Raw genomic sequence first — 22576 nt, forward strand, 5'->3', positions numbered from 1 at the left:
CCCTTCCCACTACTCATTCCGATCTTTTGGCACAGTAACCCGATACGCTCCAAAATCACTAAAAGAGCTGCTCATTGAAACCTGATCTCCTTCTTCTCGAAATGTTTCTTGCATGATGCCTATAGCCGTAAGTTTATAATCGGCAGGGTTCAGGGATAAATGTGTCGAGTGGGCTTTATTAATATCCGTTACAATATTTAATAAATTATCTTTTGTCATAACTGCACGGTAAAGCTTCCATCCTTTCCAAGTTTGATTCGTCCATTCCCCTGAGTCCGACGCCGGGGTTAAGTACCTTGTTCCTCCAAAAAAGGTTGAAGCAAAGCTAACGCCTGTATCATGCAGCACTGCTTCTACAGGTGTCATTTGACGGTGGTCAAAAATATTCATGACTACAGCAATCGCATGCGGAATAGTATGATCATGCAAATAAATAACATAGCTTAATTGGCCGACAGGTTTCTGCTCATTCTTATTGATATCCCATAATTCAAAATAAGGAAGCTGCAAATTAGCCTGCAGCTGCAGTTCACTCCCCTCTTCAGCCCAAGGGAATGCAGGTTCAGAAAACTCGTAGGCGTAAATTGTGTTGGGGCCGCCCCCAACGACAGGTTTCCAGGTTGTATCCCAACTATTCATATGAATGCCGCCGCTTTTACAATGCAACTGATATACCGAGGAAGCGGATGATGCGTCATCAAACTTTCCAAGCTGCCACTTTTCATATGGTTCGGGAGGTTTAAATCCAGTATGAATACTAGCGTCATAATGGACTGGCAAGCTTACTGCGTTTCCTGGAGCTGAGCTGTTGTCCTGATGCCTGACAATCATATAAAAAGTATCTTTCGGGGTAGGTTCAGCATCGACAAAAAATCTGCCGTCCAAGTCATTGATACATTCAGGAGATGCAATTGCTTCAATGCCATCATTGCTTTCTTTAAGATTAGAAGCGTTCCCACAACTGGTAATAACCATAATGATTACTAAATAAATTCCGCAAAGCGGGATACCTCTTTTCATATAGCATGTCACATCCTTTCCATGTGATAGCAAGCAACGACCTGCTTGGAAGATCATCTCCTACTGTTCGTGTCCCCATAGCAGCCCTTTGCCTTTCGACTCCCGCCATGCATGACGCCAGCGATGCATTTGTGCGATATCGATCGGAGGCATGTTTTGTCTTTGCTCACGCGGTGCGATTTCCGGAAACTTCTTATGAACCTCCAATTGATACCAGTAAGCAACCGAAGCGATATCCAGTGTTAGTCCGTTAGCATGTCCGTGCTCGATGCTCGCTCGCAAAGATTTTTCAAAATATATAGGGTCCTCCATGAAATAACGATAGCAATGTGTGCGTCCCATCCAGCCCATATGTTCATTCACTCTGGCTATGCCGTAATAGGGATGCTGATAGTTTTCCTTCGGGCACCAGGCCGTATTGAAGAAATCCTCTGTTCCTGTACCATGTAAGGAGCCTGGCCATGCTTCACCGTCTATCAGAAACATATCGTCTCCTTCGCCATACCACATGGGGCCCGGATTATCGACGAAATAATGGATGCCGACCAATTTCCCCTCACCCTCAATTTCTGCAAACAAATAATTGTCCTTATCAGAAGGATTCAAAAACTCCGGCCCGAGCGTCCCCCATTCATTCTCTATATCATGTACAGGAGCAGTCACTTTTCTATTCCACCACGCATGAAAACGACCGGCATTCTCGGGTATAGAAGCATGCTCCTCATAATCCACATAATAATAAAAACGATGCAGGGGAATATCGGAATCGTTTTCAATCGTTATTTTCGCGCCTTTACTGAAGGGCATGGGAAAATAGCAGTTTAACGCATTCCCGCCCGCCGGCGCCGCAGATAGCGGGATTGTCATATAATTATATTTCTCTCCCCAGCCCTGTCCGAAAAAGTCGCCGATTGGCGCCTCGACACTGGGATGCTCGGAACCATCCCAATACATTCGAATGATTGCATTCCTCCGAAGCATCGGATCATCGCTGGCCATTGTCATCCATATATGTTTGACAATTCCCGCGCCTTCCATTTCAGCGATCGTTTTAACAGCGTTCGCCTCGATTTCCGTATAATCGTTATTGCCTCCTGTACGATCATAACTTGAAATTCGTTTGGATTTGATTCCCTTCTCTACACGATATAACTGATTTAGTCCATTCATCATTTCACTCGCACCCTCTCATTACTTTTGAACACACAATTGATACCAGTAGGCTACAGAGGCAATATCCAATGTCGGCATCGCAGCATGCCCCCGTTCGATACTGGCACGCAATGACTTCTCAAAATAAATAGGATCTTCAATGAAATAGCGATAACCATGCGTACGCCCCACCTGGCCCATATGTTCATTTCCTCTTGCCAGACCGTAATAGGGATGCTGACAGTTCCCCTTCGTACTCCAGGCTGTATTAAATGCCGACCATCGCTCGCCATCAATGAAAACTTCAATCGCTCCTTCTCCATGCCATTCCGTTGAAGGATTATCAATAAAGCAGTGAATGCCTGCGAGCTTTCCTTGCCCTTCAATAGCTGCAAACAAGTAATTCCCATTATCGCTAGTGGTTCCCCCTCTATTCCACCATGCATGGAAACGACCGGCATTTTCCGGTATAGAAGCATGCACCTCATAATCCACATAGTAAAAAAACTGGGAGATCGGGCAATCAGAAGCGTTCTCAATGACTATTTTCGCTCCATTGGCATAAGGCATGGGAAAATAACAATTTAACGCATTTCCTTCCGCAGGAGCGGCGGAAAGAGGTGTTGTCATGCAGTTGTACTTCTCTCCCCAGCCTTGGCCGAAGAAATCGCCGATAGGTGCCGCTACGCTGGGATGCTCCGAGTCATCCCAATACATTTTTATCGCTGCATTCCTTCTGATCATGAGGTCCTCGCAAGACATCGTGATCCAGATATGCTTAATGACTCCCGCTCCTTTCAAATGAGCGATATCATAAGAACTGTGCGCATCGATAGCTATACAATCCATGCTGCCGCCGCTTTTCTCGTAGCTGGACATTCTCTTCGATCGAATTCCGCGATTTAGCAAGTAAAGTCGATTCACCTCTATGCTCATCTGTATTCATTCCTCACTCCCACAACGTAAAGTGATGACGGGTGAATGTCCTGTACCGAATGAGATGAAATAATATTCATCCCGCCAAGTATGGTCGGGCGGCGAATAATCATAGATGTGATCCTCCCATCCCCGTTTCCCTTTGAAAATGCTTGGACCTACGAAGCCGACATCACCTTTGCAATGATGATGAGGACCTAATAAATTGCGTAATCCGCTTGTCAGACGTAACTGAATATCGTTATTGCCTTTATGGATTAATGAAGTCATATCGAATGTATAAGGCGCCCATCCTCTTCGTCCTGCCAACTGCCCATTCACATATAGCTCGACTGTTGCGGCATATGGCTCCTTCAGTTCCAACGTTGCCTGATCGGGCTTTGTCTGACATATCCATACTTGTTCGATCTCGACAGTCCCTGCGAAGAAGCACAGTCCTTGAGAGGTTAAATCTTCCGCATGGATATATTCAGGCAGCGCGGATAGAGAAAAACCATCGGCTGCAGCCTCATAAATCCCGGTGGCTATTTCTTTCATGCCGCGCTTTGAAGCGACCGAAAAATGACCGATCAGATACAAGCACTCAAGCTCGGTTTCTTGATGAAACCGATTTTTTTCCGTTTCAAATACATCTTCGTTTTCCAAGTAAGCAACATACTTTCCACCGCTGCGAAATTCACGTCGGATGATTAGTTCATTGCGGCCTTTTCTTATATAACTCTCCAATGAAATTTGTTTGATTGCGGGATCAAACCAGATTTCATGCCGCTCCAACTGAACGGGCTTTCGATTGCAATAGATCTGCACCTCGTCCAAATCCTCCAACGCAAGTTTGAACGGCAACAGCAAGTTGTAATCCTGCTCAATATCAAATTCGTATCGAAGCTCAATGTCCAAATCCTGGTTCCATTCCGACAATTCTTCTTGAATATGCAGATGATTTTTCTTGCTGCTCCAATCCGTGTGGCCTGCAATTCGATATTGGCAGCTGTCTAATGTCAGCTGGTTTGCGGTTGCAGCATTTAACTTCCAGACCGGGGACATAATCGATTGCGAACGCTCTTCTGGTTGAATGATTGGACTAGCGTGATGTTCCCTATCATTAACGCCGGCATCTAACGGAAGTGTACATATGATCGCAGACTCTCTTGCTTCCAGAGACATTTTACATATCGTGTTTCCGCCTCGATGCAACACCGCTTGCTTCGCTTGCTCGCCTGTTTCCGGATTCACTCTTACGACTGAACATTTCCCCTGCACCTCCATATGTCCTGACCATCCTGAGGCTTCGGTTGTTTGCAATAAGAAGTAAATGGTTTCGTCATCGTTTCTTCTTTCATAACTGTATATAGAAGAGTTAGCCGTTCCATTCTTGTCATAGATGCGCAAGCGGCGCTCCAGTCCACCAAGGACTGCCTCCAATGCCTTTCTTGTCGGCATCACTCTCGTCACTTGTTGCTTGCACCATTGCTGCAGCTCCTCACACTGCTCTCCGCCAATAAGATGCGGCAGTTGTCCGACGCTTATAATCATTCCGCCTGCCGCTTTAAACTGTTGCAACATGGCGAACGTGCTCTCTTCAATAGATAGCAAAGAAGGCAACACAACAGCCTTATAACTCATACGACCCAGCTTCAACCTATCGCGCTCAAGTGAGCCGTACCTTTCCAGCAGCAACTCATCCCCGTAGTCATAATTGATATTCATCTGAAGCAATAGCTCACTAATTTCTCCGAATCTTCGATCCAGTTCCCACAACGCATCCCCTTGCTCCCGTTGCTCCAGGCACCATGCGCTAGTAAGCGGATGAAGCACTAATATGTCCGATACTTCCCCCCCCTTATGCAACCACTGCTGCAAGCCATGAGAATAATGCGTAAATCGTTTAAAGTCTTTCCACCATGGCTGTTGATAAGAGATGGACGGGGGATAATCCCGCTTGCGAAGTCCGCGCAATGAGTATGCAGCCAAGTGCTGACATTGCACATTAATGCCCATACTGTAATGCCAGTCCGCAATATATTTAAAATCAGCTATTGTTGCGCTCCATCCGCTGCAGCCAAACATTTCAGACAGCACTTGTTTTTTCCCTAATTGCCTTGCTACGCTGCCCACTTGCTTCAGCAATACCGGCCTTGTTGTTCGATTGCCCAAATGATCAATTCCCGGCATATGCATCCATTCATATTTCCGCATCACATCGGCGACGGCACTCATTTGCCCGCGCAGCGTGTCTTCCGCCGCATAGTGTCCGGTAAAGCAAAGCTCATTCTCATCACACCAAAGCGCTATTTGCTTCGCAAAGGCTTCATTAAAGCATGTAGAAATCATCTTCCAAAAGCTGTGCCTTTCTCTATAAGCATCACTGCAATGAAGGAGAAGCTTAGGCAATATTTCCTTGATGGAGTAACCATGTTGTGCCATGAATTGTTGCTCCAATGCGTCTGACCAAGGAAATTTGCCCACTGCGTATTGCGGCTCATCCGTAAATATTCCTTTAATAATCGTCCCAAAATAGTCGGAGAAGCGCTGTTTATAAGCTTCATAAGTACTGTCAATAAACAAACGCACTGTAGCGGGATTCAGCAAATCGCTGTAATAGGGGTTTACCTCATAATAAATGCGAAGGACTGACTCCTTGCCGGCTAACTGTTCATTAGGCTGAAGCCATTCCCATTCCTTCGCATCATTCAATCGATAGCAGCCTACCGTTCGTTTGTCAGACATTGCCTTGTCGGTCTCAATCATTTCATAACTTAACCATTTCTGTTGATGCTTCTCGCCGGCGCTTGGCACTTTTCCTCCGCAAAAACCGCTAGGCCATGCATCCTCATCATACAACCAAATTTCCAAGCCGCTTGTCTTGGCATGCTCCACACATACAGCAACGGCATCCATCCACTCTTGTCCCAAATAGTCAATTCCCAGACCGCCTCTTGCGTGAAGAAACACCCCGCTTAATCCCGCGGCTTGAAAATAATCCAGTTGTCTCTTAATCTCGTCACGATCCAATTTATCATTCCATGACCAAAAGGATAGACAGCCCTTCGTCCAAATCTTATCCGCTTTCACCAACTGCTCCTCCCAGCCATACAGAACGATTCTTTTTTTATAATTGCATAAGCATATTATTTATACGTTTATAACGCTTCCAATCCGTATGCAAAAAAATGCTATTCGTCAAAACGGCTCCTGTTCGATTATGCATCGGATCAATCCAAAACATGCAACCTGAGTATCCGGTATGCCCAACGGCCGAGCCAGAGTGCAGGTCGCCAAAGCATCCAAAAGTATCCACATCCGTTTTCATCCAAAATGCCGGCGTTTTGCGAAAGCGGTTTCCGGTATATTCTTGCAGAAGAAAAGAGGCCGTTCGTTCATGAAAAATAGATTTCCCCAGATAGCTTCCACCTTGAAGCAACATCTGTCCAATTTTCAACAGGTCACCCGGATTACTGTAAAGACCGGACTCTCCAATAACAAATAGATCCCCCAAGAAAAGCTCCGCTTCACCGTCTGTCCTTTTTGGGAACACTGTATTTTCGTATTTAACCTTTTGCACTTGAAAGGATGTGTCCTGCATTCGGAGCGGTTCAAAAAAATGCTGCTGTGCAAATGACTCCAGATCTGTAGCGCTAACCCGTTGAATAATGTCCATTAAAACATTGAAGCCGGCTGAGAAATATTCCGAACGCGTTCCCGTTTCAAATTTCAGTGTTTTGATGCTATACATCGCGTTCATATACTCATGAAAGGCATTGAAATTCTTCGGAGAATACGTCTTCTCCCAATCATATCCGGCGCTATGATCCAGCAAATGTTGAACGGTAATCTGTTCGAACGGATATTCCGGAATGAACCGTCGAACAGGATCGCTTAGGGTCAACTCCCCTTCGTCCATCAATTTGACAATTAAAGCAGCTGTTATCGGTTTCGTTGCAGAAGCAATATTAAATCTTGTCCTTTGGTTGACGGACTGCATGCGCCCGTCCGGCGTGGCATCGGTCGCACCAATATACTGTTCGTACAACATATCGTTACGATCGGCAACAGCTACTGAGAAACAATCGGACCACCCTTCTTTGATTTTGCAGGACAAAAAATAATCTATTTTCTCCGTTATGTCAGTCAGGCTCTCACTCATTTCAGGCATCTCCCCGGCTTTCTTGCAGATTGCGCTTCCGGTTAGTCCGACTACTCCGTATACAGATAAGCGCCAAAGTCTTTAAACGAGCTTCCCATCGAAATCTGATCCCCGTCTTCCCTGAACGTTTCTTGCAAAATGCCCATAGATGTCAGTTTATAATCAGCCGGGTTCGTGGATAAACCAGCGGCATGAGCGCTGTTGATGTCATTGACAATATTCAGCAAGTTATCCTCTGTCATGACTGCCCGAAAAAACTGAAACCCGGACCACGTATTGTTCGTCCATACTCCCGAGTAAGGTGACGGAGTTAAATATCTCGTTCCTCCCAAATACGTAGAAGCGAAGCTGACAAATGTGTCATGCATCACCTTTTCTTGCAATGCCAGCGGCCGATTATCAAATATATTCATCACGACAGCTATAACGGTTTGGGTAGAATCATCATGCATATAAATGACAAAGCTTAATTGCCCGACCGGCTTGTCGCCGTTGCTATTATTATCCCAATGCGCAAACCAAGGCAGCTGTAAATCGGCTTGAATATACAACTCCGAGTTACTTGCAGCCCAAGGTCTTGGAGGGGTGGAAAACTCATACCCATAGCTGGTATTTGGTCCGCCTCCTGTTACGGGCTGCCATGTCGTATCCCAACTGTTCATCATCATTCCGCCGCTTGTGCAATGCAGTTGATAAGCGGATGTTCCTGAAGCAGCCACGTCCAATTCTCCTCTTTGCCAATCTTCATACGGCGCCGGCGGCGTAAAGCCGGTATACGTTCCGACATTATAAGTGACTGGAAGCGAGACAGCATTGCCAGGCACCGATACATTATCCTGATGTCTGACTACCATATAGAACGTGTCCTTAGGGGTCGGTTCGAATTCCACAAAGAACTTATCGGTTACATCGGTAATACATTCCGGCTCTACGATAGGCACTACACTTCCTGTCATTCCTTTCACCTCGTCAACTGATTGGCTGTATGGAACGATTATGCAAAGCAGCAATAATACTGGCAGAGCAATTAGCTTTTTCATTCTATGACCAGCCTTTCTTCGCTTTGGATTAGCGCTTGATAACAGCGCTTTCATTCATTATAGATAATATGACTTCAATCTTCTTTGACTATCGAGACGAATCATTGCATTATTGAGACAGAATAACAAACCTAACATCATCATGATGAAAAAAGAAACCCGACACTTTTTCATCGCGTAGGTTTCTTTGTCATAATTATATGCTATACAATGAAAAATCTTTGAACGACATCCCCATTGCGACCTGATCTCCAGGTTTTCGAAAAGTTTCTTGTAATATGCCTACCGATTTCAAGCAATAGTCGGCAGCATTCAAAGAAAGCTGCTGCTGATGGGTATGGTTGATATCTTCCGCAATCATACTTATATTTCCCGCTGTTACAGCAGCTGCAAAAAGCTCAAAGCCCGTGTTCGGTTTATTTCTCCAGCCTGCAGATTCCGCTACAGGGGTAATGTATCTGTTTGCAGAAAAATGTGTAGATACAAATGAAACAAATGTATCATGCATGACGGTTTCTTTCGGCAGCTGCTCGCGATTATCGAATGCATTGATAACCATCGCTATCGTAATATCTGTCGTAGTATCCAACATATATACGATATAACTAAGCTGACCGACGGGTGTCATTGTTGACGCTTCCTGTTTCCACGTTTGAAAATACGGGACTTGCATCTCGCCTTGCAGAATAATACCGGAGTTCCGTCCTCTCCAAAGAAAGGGCCCTTCCGAATACGCATAGCCAAACACAACATTTTGTCCGCCGCCCTTAATTTCCCTGTAAGGCGTTTGCCAGCTATTCATCAAACTTCCGCCTGTCGTATCAAATAATTGGAATCCGGATACTTCAAGCGGGTTCCCCGGCACCTGCATCCCCCTTTGCACTTTTTCCAGAGAGCCTGCGGGCGCCACTCCCGTATATTCCCCTATGTTATGACAAAATGGGATAAAATCGGATGTTGCTTCATTTTCTTTATTCGTCTGCCAGCGTATAATAAAATGAAAATCATCGTTTACATAGGGGTCATAATCTTTAATGAAATAACGATCGATTGCATCCACATGCTTGGGCAATAACATTGGCTTTTTATTCATTGACTGACTGCTTATCACAGTGATTGCCTCCTGTCCCGTTGGTCCTGGCGAGGACTCCTCGACTTCTTCCGTAACCATCTTCACATTCATCTTGTTTATCCCTCCTTTATCTAACTCAATCTTATAAAATTTTCCGGAATCAAGCTTGGCTTAACCGGACAATGATATGGACAATCGAGATGAGAACTGCCGTAGCTTGCTTCGGAAGCATAAAAAGGAACATCCCCAGCGACTATCGCAGAAAGAAGCACCTGACGAAGAGCTTCAATCTAACCCACCACAGCAGGTTGAAGTCGCATGGGGAATCCCAACATATTCAAGTGATATCTTCAACGTATTCGGAACCATGCGCTGAGCCGGTGCCGCAAGGGAATGTCAGATAAGGAAACGGGATCAGAATGACCAGATGGCAAAACAAGCTGGGGATTATCGAGGTACAACACCATCGTGGCTACCGCAATGGGGAGGATCCTATAATGGAATCCAGTGTTTGCTATCAAGAAAATCTTAATTGAGCTAAACGCTCTTCCAACAAAATTCGGAGTTCATCAGGAATCCGTTCAAACCGAACCCCTTTCCCCAAAAACAAAAGCCAATCCGCATAATACGCCAGAGCCTCGGCATCGGCCACATCCAGCTGAACGCTGAACATCCCGCTCGACTGAAACATCCCGGTAAAGGACAAAATGATCCCCGGCGGGTGCATGCGCTTAAATCGCTGTATTCCCGTCGCATCAAGCTTGACAACCAGATTGGCCTCCCGTGCGCGAAGCAACTTTTTGTTTAAAATCTCTTGCTCCGAGCACTTTAACTCTCGCTCGGAAATGGCCGAATCCCGCAGCATGTCAACAGGCAAATAGCGAAACTCATCCGTGTCCAAATCATAAACCTCGACCAGCCACTGCGCGTTCGAGTTGAAAATATGCAGCAAATAAACATCCAACAACTGCGGCCAGCCGACACTCACCTCATACGTCACTCGCAAATGCTTATCCCGCACGGCAAGCGAAATGAGCTGATTCAGCTCCGCGGGCGCCGCGTCATCGAGCTCCAGTAGACTCGGATTCGCGGGATTGGTATTTTCGAAAAGCAAGATGTTATTCAGCTCAATCAGCTCGTCTTGCTGGGTTTGCGACGCGATGCCGATCAGTTTTTCAGTAATCGAGCGGCGATTCTGCAAATAGGGAAGCTGTGAATTTTTCGAGGCGATAAAGCTGATGAAAATGGCCTTCAGCTCATCCGGCGTGAAGCGTGCGGCAGGTAGATACTGGTTTTGCAGGACATGGTAGCCGCCGCCGCGCCCAAGCTCGGTCGTCAACGGGAAACCCATCGCCTGAATTTCGTTAATGTCTCGGATCGCCGTCGCGCGGGAGATCTTGAACTCCCGCTGAATCTCGGCAATCGTAAAATGGGCGCGGTTATTGATGTAGCGCATGATCAGGTTCACTCGTTCTGTTTTCTTCATGGTTATATTGTATCAAAAATGTGCCAAAAAAATAGGCAATCTAGAAAAACCCAACCGTTTTGACACGTAATAATTTGATTCGCAATAAAGAGTATCTTTTTTTGATACATTCAGCAAATAGAATCAGACTTGTAAATTAAATCCCAAAAAGGAGCGAAAACGATGACTAACTACTCCATCAAAACCATCACGGAAAACTACAAAATGACTGCTTTCGGTGTTACACTTGAAGACTACAACGACTGGGCAGGCAATGCGGCAAAAACGGCAGCAAAAAAAGCAGAAATTACCGAGAACGGCAAGCTTGCTGAGCTTCTGGCGCTCGCTGACGGACAAGAATATCAAATCAACCATGCCGTCGACCGCAAAGCTTGGCGCGGCTTCGGCGTGATGGGCGAGTTCAACGTGGAAGGCGCGGTCGTTCTCGACTTCCTCGCCGGCGATTACCTTGTCGTGCCCGGCAGTGGCGCCGACAAAGACCGACTTGCCGACGAAATCACCGGGAACGTTTTCGGCGGCATGCTGGAAGAAATCACCGCGTACAAATACGTAGGCCCCGGTAACGCAACCTTCGTCAGAGCAGTTGAAAACGGCGAGTATTACGGCGAAATGTGGCTTCGCGTTAAAATGGTCGAAGCATAATTTAACGGACTCAAAAAGGAGCATGTACATGGCAGATTACACACTGGAACACAAAAAATCATTCACATTGACCGCGTATGGCTTTTCCATCCAATCGAATTTTCAGGACATGGCGGCTTTGCAAAAGGAAAAAGCCGAGTTCTGGGATAGACTCAAGGCTGACGGGCGATTTCACAAACTCAAAGAAGCGGCAAAAGATGATCTCGAATGGTCGGTCAATGAGGTTTATCAAGGCAAACCGTGGAATTATTTTGCGGTAGAGGCTAGAAAATCAGTGGCTGACGCAACGCGTGTCATCGAGTTTCCAGAGAGCGAATACATCGTGGTCGCCAGGACAGGCGACAAGGAAACGTTATTTGACCAGTTGACTTACCATGCATTTGGCGAAGTCTTGGCCCAAATCACAGATTATGCTTACATCGGCGGTCCAAATGCGACTTATCGCAAAGATAACGGCGACGGCACTTTCTACGGCGAATTTTGGGTGCCCGTAGTTAAAAAATAAGTTCGCCATCGTTTGTCCAAAGAAACGGCAGCCTATCGAATTCCGGCAGGCTGCCGTTTCATTCTATTTTTCCGTCATCTTCAGAAACAATGCTACATCGTCAGCCGTTAAGCCCACTGCCTGACGCCAGAATTCCGTTTCCTCCAGATCCACATCCAGATGCTTCTTCGCCAGCTCCTCCACCGTAAGCCGCCCCGTATCCCGTAGCAAGGCGACATACTTCTGCGCGAAGCCCTCGCCCTCTTGCATAGCGCGAACATACAGCCCGGCGCTGAACAGATAGCCGAATGTGTAAGGGAAGTTGTAGAACGGCACATCCGTTAAGTAGAAGTGCAGCTTGGACGCCCAGAAGTAAGGATGCGTTCCGCCCAGCAGCCCGCTGTACGCTTCCCGTTGCGCCGTCTCCATCAAGTCGCACAGCTCCTCCGCCGTAACCAGCCCCTCGCGTCTTCGCTCATAGAATCTTGTCTCGAACAGGAATCGCGCATGGATATTCATGAAGAACGCCACGGAGCGTCCGATCTTGTCCTCCAGCAGACTTAGCTTCTCCGCATCGTCCTCCGCAGCCTTGAGCGCCCGATCCGATACGATCATCTCGGCGAACGTCGACGCCGTCTCCGCCACATTCATCGCGTATTCCTGAGACAGAGCCGGCAAATCGTTCATGACATGCTGATGATAGGCATGTCCCAGCTCATGCGCCAATGTTGACACATTGGAAGCCGTCCCGGAATACGTCATGAAGATGCGCGTCTGGCCGCTCTTCGGGAAGGATGTGCAGAAGCCGCCGGGACGCTTGCCCGCGCGATCCTCCGCTTCAATCCAGCCGTCTCGGAATGCCTGCTCGGAGAACTCCGCCATCTCCGGACTGAACGAGCGGAACTGCTCCACAATAAATTCCGCCGCCTCCTGGAACGGAATAACTGACGAAGAGGATGCGATCGGCGCCTCCACATCATGCCATTCCAGCTGGTCAACGCCGAACAGCTCGGCTTTCCGCCGGAAGTACGGAGCCAGCACTTTCTTGCCTTCCTCCACGGCTGCCCACATCGCCCCCAGCGTCGCTTCGCTCATGCGATTCATATGTAACGGTTCCTGCAGCACCGAATTCCAGCCCCGCTTGTCATACAACTTCAGACGGAAGCCCGCGATCCGGTTCAGCGTCTCCGCGCTCAGCTCCGACAGCTCGTCCCATTCGCGCTCCCACTCCTGGAACGCTCTCTGCCTTACAGCTCTGTCCGGATCGGACAAGCGATTATGCATTTGCCCCGCTGACAATACCCGTTCGTTGCCGTCACTGTCGATATCTTTGAATGCGGCACGGGATACAAGCCTATTATAGAAATCTCCCCAACCATGATAGCCGTCAATTGCCAAGTCGCCGGCGAGCGCTTCCAGCTCCGGAGCGAGCTTCAGCTTGGCGAGCTCTCTTCTCTCGCTCAGGTTGAACGCCACGCCGCGCAACCTCCCATCGTTCATCAGCTCTTGCCACGACTCATCGTCAACGGAACCCAGCAAGTTGTCGAAGCGGGTCATTGCGGACGCATATCGGGCCGCTATCGTTTTGACCCGGTCGTTCAGGCCCGCCGCAGCGCTATCCTTCACATCCTGCGCCATCAAGCATGAGACGAACGATTCCGACTGACGAAGAGTCAACAGAATGCCTTCCACGAAGTCCGTCATCTCGCGCAAGGAGGAAGCCATTACAGGCTGCGCTCCACTTAGCGATTGCTCCAGCGCCCCATTCAACTTGGCTATGGAAGACTCCATCTCCTGAAGTTCCTCCGCAAACGCTGCGGAGCGCGATCCGCCCGGATAGATGGCATCCATATCCCATTGCAGCGGAACATTTTCCTTGAACATCTCCACTCACCTCACCCAAAAAAATGAAAAAAACCTTTATCCAGGCCATCCAATGATGCGCGACAGCGTTAAAGGTAGTTTTATCGCCCTGGTAGCCACTATCATTTGCGCTTAGCTGCCAGGCAGTGTATAACTTATTATATACAGATTGGAGGAATAATACCATGTCGATGCCATTGCAAATCTCCGCGGACACCGCCGTCAAGCTGTCCAAGCAGCTGGGCGTACCAATCGAGCAGCTCATGCACATGCCGCGCCATATTCTGATGCAGAAGCTTGCCGAGCTGGCGAATAGCGAAGCAGAGAAGAAGGACTCGGAGGAATAATGATACCATTCAAGAACACATGGCCTTATGAACGGATTATGAACGATCTCTATGTATCCAACTGCCCCTTCTGCCATGCGGACAACGTGCTTCTGCCCATAAAGCCGAAGCAACTCTCCGTCATCCGGGATGGCAAGAAGCATCTGCTCGTATTTCCTTGCTGCCACAACAAAGCGACCATCATCGATACGGACAGCGACTACTTGCTGGCAGACGCTCCTCTGCGCGACTTGTAAGGCGCGGAGGAGAAGGCGACATGCGTTGTTCGACGCTTTCTGCTATGTACGGCGTCATGCTTGTGCGCCGCGTTGCCGTTCCTCTCGCAGTTCACCGCTTAAGCAGCCGCTCTCCTCATCGCCACCCGGTTCGCTGTCCGGGCCGCTATGCGCTGTTCGCCGCTTGGGGAGCAGAGTCGTCCCTGCGCTTGCCTTGACGCTCCTCTTCCATCTCCTCGCGAATCAGCTGCCATTGCTCACGGCTCGCCCGAATCATTGCGGCATCCATAATCCGCTTGTCGTTCACGATGCGAGAGAACCATTTCACCGCTTCGGCATGCTCGCCTACTCTGCGATTCAGCTCTCCGATCAGATACATCAGCTTCGCGTTGTTCAGCGAGACGCCCTCCGTCTCGTATACGGATATGTAAGCCTCCAGCGCGTATTGCAAAAACCTGCGCTCCTGCTCCTGATTGTTCTCATACCGGTAAAGCCATGCAATATGATGCAGAATACCCGCGATAATACGATCTCTGGCTCCTGTAGCCTGTCCGGCCAGCAGCGCCAGTTTATAGGTGAGCATGGCCTGCTCCGCTGTACGCTCTCCGCTGAAACCCTGCCCTTTCCCGTTCCAATAGACCCCCATCTTCTCGTAATAGCGTTCCTTCTGCTCGCGGGTCAGCGACTCGAAGCCGTTCTCCGTAAACGAAAATCCGCATTTGGGACAAACTCTTACGACGTAAAAGTCGGGATTGACGCCGCTAGCATAATGTCCGCAAAAATCGGAATCGACATGGGCTGCTTTCTTAAAGCTGGGTCTGACCTTGGAAGTAAGGAAAGGCGTCTCGCAGCAGATGCAGGTAATGGTCGTCTCGTACAGCGGTTCCATATCGTTCACGTCTCCTCTTCTGAAGTATTCACAAAGTGATGCGCCGGTCCGGACAACCGATGCAGCACGACCTCCCGAAGCTCAGACTCAAGACCTATCTCTTCAAGCGCTCTTCTCATGCAGTCCAGCCAAGCTTCCGCCCTCTCGGGCGTGATCGGGAACGGCAAGTGTCTGGCGCGCATCATGGGGTGCCCGTACTGATCGGAATAAAGCGATGGACCTCCAAAAAACTGAGAAAGAAACTGATACTGCTTTTCCATAACGGGTTCAATGTCTTCCGGGAACAAGTGTCCAATTAATGGATGCGCCTGCACCTTTGGGTAAAAAGACTCAACCGCCGCCCGTACTGTTTTCTCTCCGCCGATCGCCTCATAAAGGCTTATATTCCTATTCATCGTCATTTCCATCTCCATTTTGTAGGTATTTTGTATTAGTTTTTTGAACTTTTTTTGAAGAGGCAATTGAAGGGAATAAAAAGAAATACCCGCATCGGGACGCGGGCTAGGTATTTATTCCTCTATTCAAAATTTATAGTTATCGTCACGGGGCTGCGTAATGGACGCCTTGATGACATAGACAAAAGCGCAAGCGATTAAGCCGGCGACAATACTCATGTTCATCACTCCAAGCGTTTTAAGTTGTTACTATTGTACCATAAACGGGAGAGAAAAGGGACCATTTACTGCAACCGCTTTCTGACAATTCCGCACATTTGCCGTTCATCGTGAACGTTAATCAGTGATGGGCAAGCTTAAACGCTCATATATGTATAGTAGAGGTTGTACAAATTCATGGAGAAGGAGAACGGCATATGCTGCGCACGCTTGCTCATCCGCTATCTCTTACCGCAATGTCCGCACTGTTCATCACCTGGCTTATGGCCTATTATCCTGCAGAGACCTTGCATGCCTCGCTACGCGGACTGGCTATATGGTGGGACGTCCTGTTTCCCGCCTTGTTCCCGTTCTTTGTCATATCCGAGCTGCTTCTCGGCTTCGGCATCGTGCACTTCTTCGGCAAGCTGCTTGATCCCTTCATGCGTCCCCTGTTCAGACTGCCCGGCATCGGCGGCTTCGTCGTCGCGATGGGTTATATGTCCGGCTACCCGGTAGGCGCGCGACTGACGGCACAGCTATGGGAACAACGGCTTATTGACCGAACGGAAGGCGAACGGCTCGTGGCGTTCACTACGACTTCCGATCCTGTCTTTCTTATCGGGGCCGTCTGCATCGGATTCTTCCATAATGCCGCCCTCGCTCCATTGCTCGCCGCGGCTCATTATGGCGGCGGGCTGATCATCGGCTTGCTCATGCGCTTCCACGGCCGAGGCCATGAGCGGCATGAATCGGCACCCGACACGCGGACGTCTGCTGCAGCCAAAGTGCGCCGCAGCCGATTGTATGCGGCGCTCCGGGCCATGCACGAAGCGCGCCTGCTTGACGGCAGGCAGCTCGGCAAGCTGCTGCAGGACGCCGTGGGATCGGCCCTTCGGCTGATGATCGTCGTAGGCGGCCTCGTCGTCTTCTTCTCTGTCGTGCTGGAGATGCTCACCCATGCCGGGTTCGTGGAAGGGCTGACCGAACTGCTGCGGCTGCTGTTCCAGCTGATCGGACTGCCGCAGCCGCTTGCCGATGCCGGCATCTTCGGCTTGTTCGAAGTGACGCTGGGCGCCCGCTCTGCCGGTACGGCGGGCACCGGCCTGATGCATCAGGCCGCTATTGCGGCCTGGATATTGTCATGGGGCGGACTGTCCGTTCATGCGCAGATCGTCAGCCTGTTAAGCCGCACCCCTATTCGTTACAAGCCGCTGCTGCTCTCTCGTCTGCTGCACGGCTTCATCTCGATGCTCCTCGTTTATCTGCTCTGGGATACTCTGGGACCGTAGATGGGACTGGAGGACCCCGCATATGAACCGTCTGCCATCAGCAATCCGCACATTGAATTCGCAGCGGTAGTACGATATGATCTATGTAGTATCGTACTGTACGGAAGGAGAACCACCATTGAAATATGCAGTAATCGACCGGGGAGACGAACTGTCGAAGTCGCTCGCCCGGCAATTCCATACCTTAGCCGAGAAGCGAGGCTTCGTACGCCATAGCGACCAGCCGGATATCGTCATCTCCATCGGAGGAGACGGCACGCTGCTGGAGGCTTTCCATACCTATGTAGACCGAATCGCCAGCGTCGCATTCGTCGGCATCCATACGGGGCATCTTGGCTTCTATGCGGACTGGAAGGCGGATGAGCTGGAGGAGCTTGTCGCACATATGGCAGAGAAGCAGCCTCAAATCGTGAAGTATCCGCTCGCCCAGATCGAGGTGGAGACAAGTACGGACACGCTCTATTATCTGGCGCTGAATGAATTCACGCTGAAGGGGGTAGACGGCACGCTGGTCGCCCAGATCGATATTAACGATGAGATGTTCGAGATGTTCCGAGGCGACGGCATCGTCATCTCCACTCCATCGGGAAGCACTGCGTACAACAAGAGCTTGGGCGGAGCCATTGTGCACCCTTCCATTCAATCGCTGCAAATCGCAGAGATCGCTTCTATCAACAACCGCGTTTTCCGGACGCTGGGCTCATCCGTACTGCTGCCGAAGCATCATCATTGCGACATCATTTCCAGGAAGGAGCAGCGCATCCAGCTGGCGATCGATCATGTCAATCAAATGCATGCCGACATTCGTTCCATTCGCTGCTCAGTAGCTTCTAACGTAGTCAGCTTTGCGCGCTACCGTCCGTTCCCGTTCTGGAATCGGGTCCGCGAAGCCTTCCTGGGGTACGACGTCAAGTAGCGCTTAAGGCAATAGCAATAAAAACGGCGGCCGCTCCTTAAGAGCGTCCGCCGTTTTTGCTGCGTCCGGTTTCCGATGCCGCCGCCGCTTCGTGAGCAGCGACCGATTTTACCGGCTTCCTGTTTTTCTGATCGTGGTGCTTGCCGCCCCTGCGGTTGTCGCGGCGGCGGGCTTGTCCGTCCTGCCGCTTCTCCTGACCGTCGGCACGTTGTTGATGGCGCTGCCGTCTGCCGCCTCCGTGATGCTCCTTCGGAGGCGCCGTCTCATCGGTCATCTGCTCGCCGGACCGCTTCGCGGCAGTCTGCGCCCCCTGCGCCTGCTGTGCTCCGGTCTGCGCTGAGGCTTGTCCGCCGGATTGCGCTTTCACTTCAGCCGCCGCTTCTCTCGAGGCCGCTCCGCTGTGCCTCACAGGCTCCTCCAGCAGATTAAGATCTTCGTCCCCCGGCTCGATGCGCCCGCCGTTCTTCTTCTCCAATACGAAGTAAGCGCAGCCGAAATTGCAATATTCATTAATATAATCCGATGCATAAGAAAAGGCGGAATCCTTCGTCGCCTTCCCGTTGGCGTCCCGGAAGAAGCCCTTCAGGCGCAGCTGATTGTAGCCCCAGTCGCCGATAATGTAATCGTATCTCTCCAGCACTTCACTGTAGCGGTTGCGGAACGCCTCGGCATTCCAGCCGCTCCGGTTCTCATGCACCAGTTCATACGATTTGCCACCGATATGAATCAAAGCCATTGCTCCACCTCATTCCAGCATCATGACAGTACAGTTGTCGAACAGCCGCCGCCGGTTAATTTCTCCATATTGTCACCGACTGTGACCGATTCCGATTCAAGCGCGCGCTGGGCAGAGTCCGTCTGCTCATGCGCATGATAGGAGGATCGAACGAGCGGACCGGACTCCACATGGCGGAAGCCGCGTTGCTTGCCTTCTTCCTTCAGCTTGGCGAATTCGTCGGGATGCACATACCGTTCAATTGGCATATGCTTCGGCGTAGGCTGCAAGTATTGCCCCAGCGTCAGTATGTTGCAATCCACCGCGCGCAGATCGTCCATCGCTTGGAGAATTTCATCCCATTGCTCTCCTACACCCAGCATAATGCTGGATTTCGTCGGAATCTTGGGCTTCATCTCCTTCGCGCGCTGCAACAATTCAATCGAACGTTTATATTTCGCCTTGGCTCGTACCCGGTCAGACATGCGCTCGACCGTCTCGATATTATGATTGAGAATATCCGGATTCGCATCCATAACGACTTGAAGCGCATCCCAGTTGCCCATGAAGTCGGGAATCAGCACCTCGACGCGGCAGAAGGGCAGCCGCTTGCGAATCGCTCTGACCGTCGCGGCGAAGATCGACGCCCCGCCATCAGCGAGATCGTCCCGCGCTACCGAAGTGACGACGCAATGCTGCAGCCCCATCTGCTCGGCAGCTTCCGCTACGCGCTCCGGCTCCTGCAGATCCAGCTCTGTAGGCATGCCCGTCTTGACTGCACAGAAACGGCAAGCCCGCGTGCAGATATCACCCAGAATCATGAAGGTGGCCGTACGGTTCGCCCAGCATTCGTAAATGTTGGGGCAGCGCGCTTCCTCGCACACCGTATGCAGCGTCTTGGAGCGCATCATATCTTTAATTTCCGCATAGTTGCCATCTGTCGTTAATTTTATCCGAAGCCAGTCCGGCTTTTGAAGCTTTTCACGCTTGTTGCGCTGTGTCATTCCCATTACCTGCTTTCAAGATCAGTTAAGTTTAAGCATCGTCTTATCTGCAATGTTGCCAGCAATGCCATCATTATAACATGACTTGAACGAAAAAAGTAAGGAAAGCGGCGCACTGGAATAACAGGAACGATAGTTTGTCGGAATACAACTCATCTCATAATGAGATCATTACACATCTAACCGTCCAATCGGAAAAATTGCACATCGTCCAAATAAATCGTTTCCTCGGCAGCGACTCCGTCAACTATGATGATCAACTGAACGCTATCCACTTCTTTCCCTCTTGCTTGTGCAGGAATATCCATAACAGCTTGAACGACTCCCCAATCACCGGGAGCATACTCTGTCAGCGGTGTAACAGGCGAATTCATGGAGGTGATCACCTGACCTGCCGAAGTAAGAAGATTAAGGCTAATCTGTACAGAGCCCGTACTGTTCGAACCTCCCGGCATATAGACGTAGGCAATCGTTCCGTAGGCGCCTTCCTCCACATGTACTTTTTGCACCGGCCCCCCACGCGTCAAGCCGGTAATTCGCAAGCTGTATTGACCCGACTGCACATGCTCATCAGAGCGTATAATCTCCCCGCCGCTCTTAATCCAGAAGCTCCAGGGCGGCGCCCCGGTATCACCGGTTTCGAAGGAGGAATTAACATTTTCAGGCAGAGCCGAGCTTGAAGCGGCCATTAATAACTTAGCGAATTGAGATACGGAATTTTGCTGTGAATCTGCGAGCTCCTGCACCCGAAGATGGACAGCGCCTAGCTGCGGCGGTTCCTGCTTCAACCAATCCACAAGGTGCTTGAAGACTGTACCGTCCCAGCCCGACCAGACCAAGCTGAACAGCTTCGGCTCCAGCGCGTGCACCAGAACCGGGTCCTCCTTGAACTCCTCCACCAGCTCCAATCGCCGCTCGCCGTATTGCAGCCGAGTGACGCCATCCTCTACTAGCTGCAGCGCCTCGACTTCGGATTGCGGATAAGGGGTTGCGCTGCCGCTTGGAAAGCTGAGTGCCGAAGCTTCGTAGTATTCAAAGGCTCGGAGCAGCTTATTGGCTCTTGTCCGCTGCGGATCAGTCTGCGCTTTGGCAACAGCCAACTCCAATAACCGGCGGCTCTCTTCAATATCTGCTTTATCGACCAGCATCAGATAACCCGCATCGCGGAATGGCAAGTAATCGACCCGGACCGGACTGTTGCGCCAGGCGTGGAACCATGCCGATTGAGGAATATCGACTGTCCAGAACCGTTCCCAGATCGCATAGTAAGCCTCCAGATGCTCTGCCGCCTCTTCTCCAACCGCCCGCCCGTACCATTCCTGTTCCAACTGCTCTTCATCCTGATTCGGATTCCATTGCAGCTTGGCAGACACCCACGGCTTAGGTCCTTCCCCCCAGTTCGGATACAACTCGGAATATTGTGCCGTCACTTTATGCTCTGCAGCGAAGCGGTAATTATCGGCCATTAAGTCCGTATACATTCTCGGCAGCGCGTAAGGCGTACCGTACATATAGTCATACCAGCCAATCTGCCCCGCCGCCGATTCCCAAGCTATAATCTTATTCTGGCTAGCCTCTTTCACGGTTTGATCCGCCCAGGCCATCCGATCTTCCGTCAGGAACGGAATAACGTGCGGATTCAGCTCAACCGTTGCGGGCGGATCATAGACCTCCCCATAAGCCACAAGCCCGAACCGCTTATCCGGATGTACAGCCAGCACGCCTTCGGCAACCTCATTAACCCAGGCGTAATAAATTTCCGACATATGGACTTTTCCACGCGAATTCAACTGATCGGGATAGTCGGGATGATCCTGCCCGCTTCGCAGAATCCTCCCCCGTCGTTAACCCCTAGAGAGAAAAATTGTTCTTCCGGATGTTCGGTAAAGTAAGCATTGATTTTTCGAATCGCTTCCTCCGCCAGCCCATCGGCGCTAAAGCAAGGCTGCCAAGCCGTATTCGTCGTCGGGATAAATCTCGTTCCATCGCGAAGCGGATAAAATTCGGGATGGCTCTCCGCATATTCGGATGGAGGGAACAAGTTGTACAAGTTATGATGGAACTTGACCGCTCCATGCATGCGATTCACCTTCGCCCACTCATATTGCACTTCCCCGGTAACGCCGGCAGGAATATGCAAAGGACTGAACAAGCGGAACGAAAATGCAGGCTCTTCCGACAGTTGCCCTTTCGGCACAAGCAAATCCCCGCTCTTCGGCACATCCTCCCCATCGGGCCCCGGCATAAGCCAGCGAACGCCGACATACCTCTCCAGAAATGAAATGACGCCATATTGCGTGCCAAGAGATGTGGCGCCTGCTATCGCTATGTTTTTGCCTGCAGCTCTTATTACAAACCCGTCGCCGTCCATGCCGGATAGTTCTCGCAGGATGCTAGGATGGCGCGCCGGCAAGCCGGAATCGCTTCCGATATAAATCGAAATCTGTTTGTTGTCTTCTTTGCCCGCATGGTGCCTTTCATTCCCGGTAATAATCGGAAGTACGGCATTCGTCGCTTTTTCCACATATGAGACCAGCAGTTCTGCCGCCTCGCGCGTTGCCTCATCCGCCGCTTCCCCGATAATGACAACCGCATGGCTGCTGCCATCCTTCACCACCTGCAGGGCTTCTCTTCTAAGTGCGGATTGATCCTCTGACGCTGTAACACTGCTTATAGTGAATACGACTATGAAACTCAAGCCAATCGTTAAGAACAACCCAATCCGGAAAGCTGCCTTCATGTTGGTTCACCTTTCCTTCCTTTGAA

21 protein-coding genes are annotated in these 22576 nt (G+C 50.1%); 6 read left to right on the forward strand and 15 right to left on the reverse strand.

Annotated elements, in window-relative coordinates; translation table 11 throughout:
* Nucleotides 1-9 precede the first annotated feature (9 nt).
* The 8 genes from M6D81_RS19610 to M6D81_RS19645 form a co-directional block, all read right to left on the reverse strand.
* The gene (locus tag M6D81_RS19610; RefSeq protein ID WP_262678679.1) at nucleotides 10-1020 is read right to left on the reverse strand and encodes a hypothetical protein; all 1011 of its coding nucleotides are present in this window, start codon (nucleotides 1018-1020) and stop codon (nucleotides 10-12) included.
* 60 nt (nucleotides 1021-1080) lie between these two features.
* Nucleotides 1081-2193: a glycoside hydrolase family 172 protein gene (locus M6D81_RS19615; RefSeq protein WP_262678681.1), complete on the reverse strand. Its 1113-nt coding sequence runs from the start codon at nucleotides 2191-2193 to the stop codon at nucleotides 1081-1083.
* An 18-nt stretch (nucleotides 2194-2211) separates the two neighbouring features.
* Nucleotides 2212-3108, reverse strand: coding sequence for a glycoside hydrolase family 172 protein (locus M6D81_RS19620; protein ID WP_262678684.1), 897 nt, complete (start codon nucleotides 3106-3108; stop codon nucleotides 2212-2214).
* A 6-nt stretch (nucleotides 3109-3114) separates the two neighbouring features.
* The gene (locus tag M6D81_RS19625; RefSeq protein ID WP_262678685.1) at nucleotides 3115-6180 is read right to left on the reverse strand and encodes a glycosyl hydrolase; all 3066 of its coding nucleotides are present in this window, start codon (nucleotides 6178-6180) and stop codon (nucleotides 3115-3117) included.
* A 37-nt stretch (nucleotides 6181-6217) separates the two neighbouring features.
* Nucleotides 6218-7252 carry a serine hydrolase domain-containing protein gene (locus tag M6D81_RS19630; RefSeq protein WP_262678686.1) on the reverse strand — a complete coding sequence of 345 codons (1035 nt, stop codon included), beginning with the start codon at nucleotides 7250-7252 and terminating at the stop codon, nucleotides 6218-6220.
* Between the two features lie 50 nt (nucleotides 7253-7302).
* A complete protein-coding gene (locus tag M6D81_RS19635) occupies nucleotides 7303-8208 on the reverse strand; it encodes a hypothetical protein (RefSeq protein ID WP_262678687.1) in 906 nt (301 codons plus the stop codon).
* Nucleotides 8209-8488: 280 nt separating this feature from the next.
* On the reverse strand, nucleotides 8489-9475 hold the full coding sequence (locus tag M6D81_RS19640) for a hypothetical protein (protein WP_262678688.1): 987 nt from the start codon (nucleotides 9473-9475) through the stop codon (nucleotides 8489-8491).
* 406 nt (nucleotides 9476-9881) lie between these two features.
* On the reverse strand, nucleotides 9882-10850 hold the full coding sequence (locus M6D81_RS19645; RefSeq protein ID WP_262678689.1) for a helix-turn-helix transcriptional regulator: 969 nt from the start codon (nucleotides 10848-10850) through the stop codon (nucleotides 9882-9884).
* A 162-nt stretch (nucleotides 10851-11012) separates the two neighbouring features.
* Here M6D81_RS19645 and M6D81_RS19650 point away from each other — a divergent pair, with 162 nt between their 5' ends.
* A complete protein-coding gene (locus tag M6D81_RS19650; RefSeq protein WP_262678690.1) occupies nucleotides 11013-11492 on the forward strand; it encodes a hypothetical protein in 480 nt (159 codons plus the stop codon).
* A 28-nt stretch (nucleotides 11493-11520) separates the two neighbouring features.
* A complete protein-coding gene (locus M6D81_RS19655; RefSeq protein WP_262678691.1) occupies nucleotides 11521-11997 on the forward strand; it encodes a GyrI-like domain-containing protein in 477 nt (158 codons plus the stop codon).
* 63 nt (nucleotides 11998-12060) lie between these two features.
* Here M6D81_RS19655 and M6D81_RS19660 read toward each other — a convergent pair whose 3' ends face one another.
* On the reverse strand, nucleotides 12061-13860 hold the full coding sequence (locus M6D81_RS19660) for a M3 family oligoendopeptidase (RefSeq protein ID WP_262678693.1): 1800 nt from the start codon (nucleotides 13858-13860) through the stop codon (nucleotides 12061-12063).
* Between the two features lie 164 nt (nucleotides 13861-14024).
* Between M6D81_RS19660 and M6D81_RS19665 the strand changes: the two genes are divergently transcribed.
* Together M6D81_RS19665 and M6D81_RS19670 are read left to right on the forward strand one after the other, a co-directional pair.
* A complete protein-coding gene (locus M6D81_RS19665; RefSeq protein ID WP_262678694.1) occupies nucleotides 14025-14186 on the forward strand; it encodes a YycC family protein in 162 nt (53 codons plus the stop codon).
* On the forward strand, nucleotides 14186-14422 hold the full coding sequence (locus tag M6D81_RS19670) for a hypothetical protein (RefSeq protein WP_262678695.1): 237 nt from the start codon (nucleotides 14186-14188) through the stop codon (nucleotides 14420-14422). The genes M6D81_RS19665 and M6D81_RS19670 overlap by 1 nt, the downstream gene beginning before the upstream one ends.
* Before the next feature lie 145 nt (nucleotides 14423-14567).
* Here M6D81_RS19670 and M6D81_RS19675 read toward each other — a convergent pair whose 3' ends face one another.
* Complete coding sequence (locus tag M6D81_RS19675) at nucleotides 14568-15290, reverse strand: DUF2225 domain-containing protein (RefSeq protein WP_262678696.1); 723 nt, start codon at nucleotides 15288-15290, stop codon at nucleotides 14568-14570.
* A 5-nt stretch (nucleotides 15291-15295) separates the two neighbouring features.
* Entirely contained in the window at nucleotides 15296-15685 is a 390-nt protein-coding gene (locus tag M6D81_RS19680) for a globin domain-containing protein (RefSeq protein WP_262678697.1), read from the reverse strand.
* Between the two features lie 416 nt (nucleotides 15686-16101).
* On the opposite strand from M6D81_RS19680, the gene ylbJ reads away from it, so the two are divergent.
* On the forward strand, nucleotides 16102-17175 hold the full coding sequence (ylbJ, locus tag M6D81_RS19685) for a sporulation integral membrane protein YlbJ (RefSeq protein ID WP_262678698.1): 1074 nt from the start codon (nucleotides 16102-16104) through the stop codon (nucleotides 17173-17175).
* A gap of 118 nt (nucleotides 17176-17293) precedes the next feature.
* Entirely contained in the window at nucleotides 17294-18091 is a 798-nt protein-coding gene (locus M6D81_RS19690; protein WP_262678699.1) for an NAD kinase, read from the forward strand.
* Nucleotides 18092-18128: 37 nt separating this feature from the next.
* On the opposite strand, the gene M6D81_RS19695 is transcribed toward M6D81_RS19690, so the two are convergent.
* From M6D81_RS19695 to M6D81_RS19710, 4 genes are all read right to left on the reverse strand, one after another.
* Nucleotides 18129-18827 carry a YutD family protein gene (locus M6D81_RS19695; RefSeq protein WP_262678700.1) on the reverse strand — a complete coding sequence of 233 codons (699 nt, stop codon included), beginning with the start codon at nucleotides 18825-18827 and terminating at the stop codon, nucleotides 18129-18131.
* Between the two features lie 20 nt (nucleotides 18828-18847).
* Entirely contained in the window at nucleotides 18848-19810 is a 963-nt protein-coding gene (gene lipA, locus M6D81_RS19700; RefSeq protein WP_262678701.1) for a lipoyl synthase, read from the reverse strand.
* A 179-nt stretch (nucleotides 19811-19989) separates the two neighbouring features.
* On the reverse strand, nucleotides 19990-21600 hold the full coding sequence (locus M6D81_RS19705) for a DUF4838 domain-containing protein (RefSeq protein ID WP_410795762.1): 1611 nt from the start codon (nucleotides 21598-21600) through the stop codon (nucleotides 19990-19992).
* Complete coding sequence (locus tag M6D81_RS19710) at nucleotides 21597-22550, reverse strand: DUF4838 domain-containing protein (RefSeq protein WP_262678703.1); 954 nt, start codon at nucleotides 22548-22550, stop codon at nucleotides 21597-21599. The genes M6D81_RS19705 and M6D81_RS19710 overlap by 4 nt, the downstream gene beginning before the upstream one ends.
* Between the last annotated feature and the right edge of the window lie 26 nt (nucleotides 22551-22576).

Source organism: Paenibacillus sp. J5C2022, from assembly GCF_025567625.1.
In the GTDB taxonomy this organism is placed as follows: Bacteria; Bacillota; Bacilli; order Paenibacillales; family Paenibacillaceae; genus Pristimantibacillus.

Excerpts from the sequence above, each read along its gene's own strand:
- M6D81_RS19610 (WP_262678679.1), bottom strand. The coding sequence starts at position 1,020 with ATGAAAAGAGGTATCCCGCTTTGCGGAATTTATTTAGTAATCATTATG.
- M6D81_RS19615 (WP_262678681.1), bottom strand. The coding sequence starts at position 2,193 with ATGATGAATGGACTAAATCAGTTATATCGTGTAGAGAAGGGAATCAAA.
- M6D81_RS19620 (WP_262678684.1), bottom strand. The coding sequence starts at position 3,108 with ATGAGCATAGAGGTGAATCGACTTTACTTGCTAAATCGCGGAATTCGA.
- M6D81_RS19630 (WP_262678686.1), bottom strand. The coding sequence starts at position 7,252 with ATGAGTGAGAGCCTGACTGACATAACGGAGAAAATAGATTATTTTTTG.
- M6D81_RS19635 (WP_262678687.1), bottom strand. The coding sequence starts at position 8,208 with ATGACAGGAAGTGTAGTGCCTATCGTAGAGCCGGAATGTATTACCGAT.
- M6D81_RS19640 (WP_262678688.1), bottom strand. The coding sequence starts at position 9,475 with ATGAATGTGAAGATGGTTACGGAAGAAGTCGAGGAGTCCTCGCCAGGA.
- M6D81_RS19645 (WP_262678689.1), bottom strand. The coding sequence starts at position 10,850 with ATGAAGAAAACAGAACGAGTGAACCTGATCATGCGCTACATCAATAAC.
- M6D81_RS19650 (WP_262678690.1), top strand. The coding sequence starts at position 11,013 with ATGACTAACTACTCCATCAAAACCATCACGGAAAACTACAAAATGACT.
- M6D81_RS19655 (WP_262678691.1), top strand. The coding sequence starts at position 11,521 with ATGGCAGATTACACACTGGAACACAAAAAATCATTCACATTGACCGCG.
- M6D81_RS19660 (WP_262678693.1), bottom strand. The coding sequence starts at position 13,860 with ATGTTCAAGGAAAATGTTCCGCTGCAATGGGATATGGATGCCATCTAT.
- M6D81_RS19665 (WP_262678694.1), top strand. The coding sequence starts at position 14,025 with ATGTCGATGCCATTGCAAATCTCCGCGGACACCGCCGTCAAGCTGTCC.
- M6D81_RS19670 (WP_262678695.1), top strand. The coding sequence starts at position 14,186 with ATGATACCATTCAAGAACACATGGCCTTATGAACGGATTATGAACGAT.
- M6D81_RS19675 (WP_262678696.1), bottom strand. The coding sequence starts at position 15,290 with ATGGAACCGCTGTACGAGACGACCATTACCTGCATCTGCTGCGAGACG.
- M6D81_RS19680 (WP_262678697.1), bottom strand. The coding sequence starts at position 15,685 with ATGAATAGGAATATAAGCCTTTATGAGGCGATCGGCGGAGAGAAAACA.
- ylbJ (WP_262678698.1), top strand. The coding sequence starts at position 16,102 with ATGCTGCGCACGCTTGCTCATCCGCTATCTCTTACCGCAATGTCCGCA.
- M6D81_RS19695 (WP_262678700.1), bottom strand. The coding sequence starts at position 18,827 with ATGGCTTTGATTCATATCGGTGGCAAATCGTATGAACTGGTGCATGAG.
- lipA (WP_262678701.1), bottom strand. The coding sequence starts at position 19,810 with ATGACACAGCGCAACAAGCGTGAAAAGCTTCAAAAGCCGGACTGGCTT.
- M6D81_RS19710 (WP_262678703.1), bottom strand. The coding sequence starts at position 22,550 with ATGAAGGCAGCTTTCCGGATTGGGTTGTTCTTAACGATTGGCTTGAGT.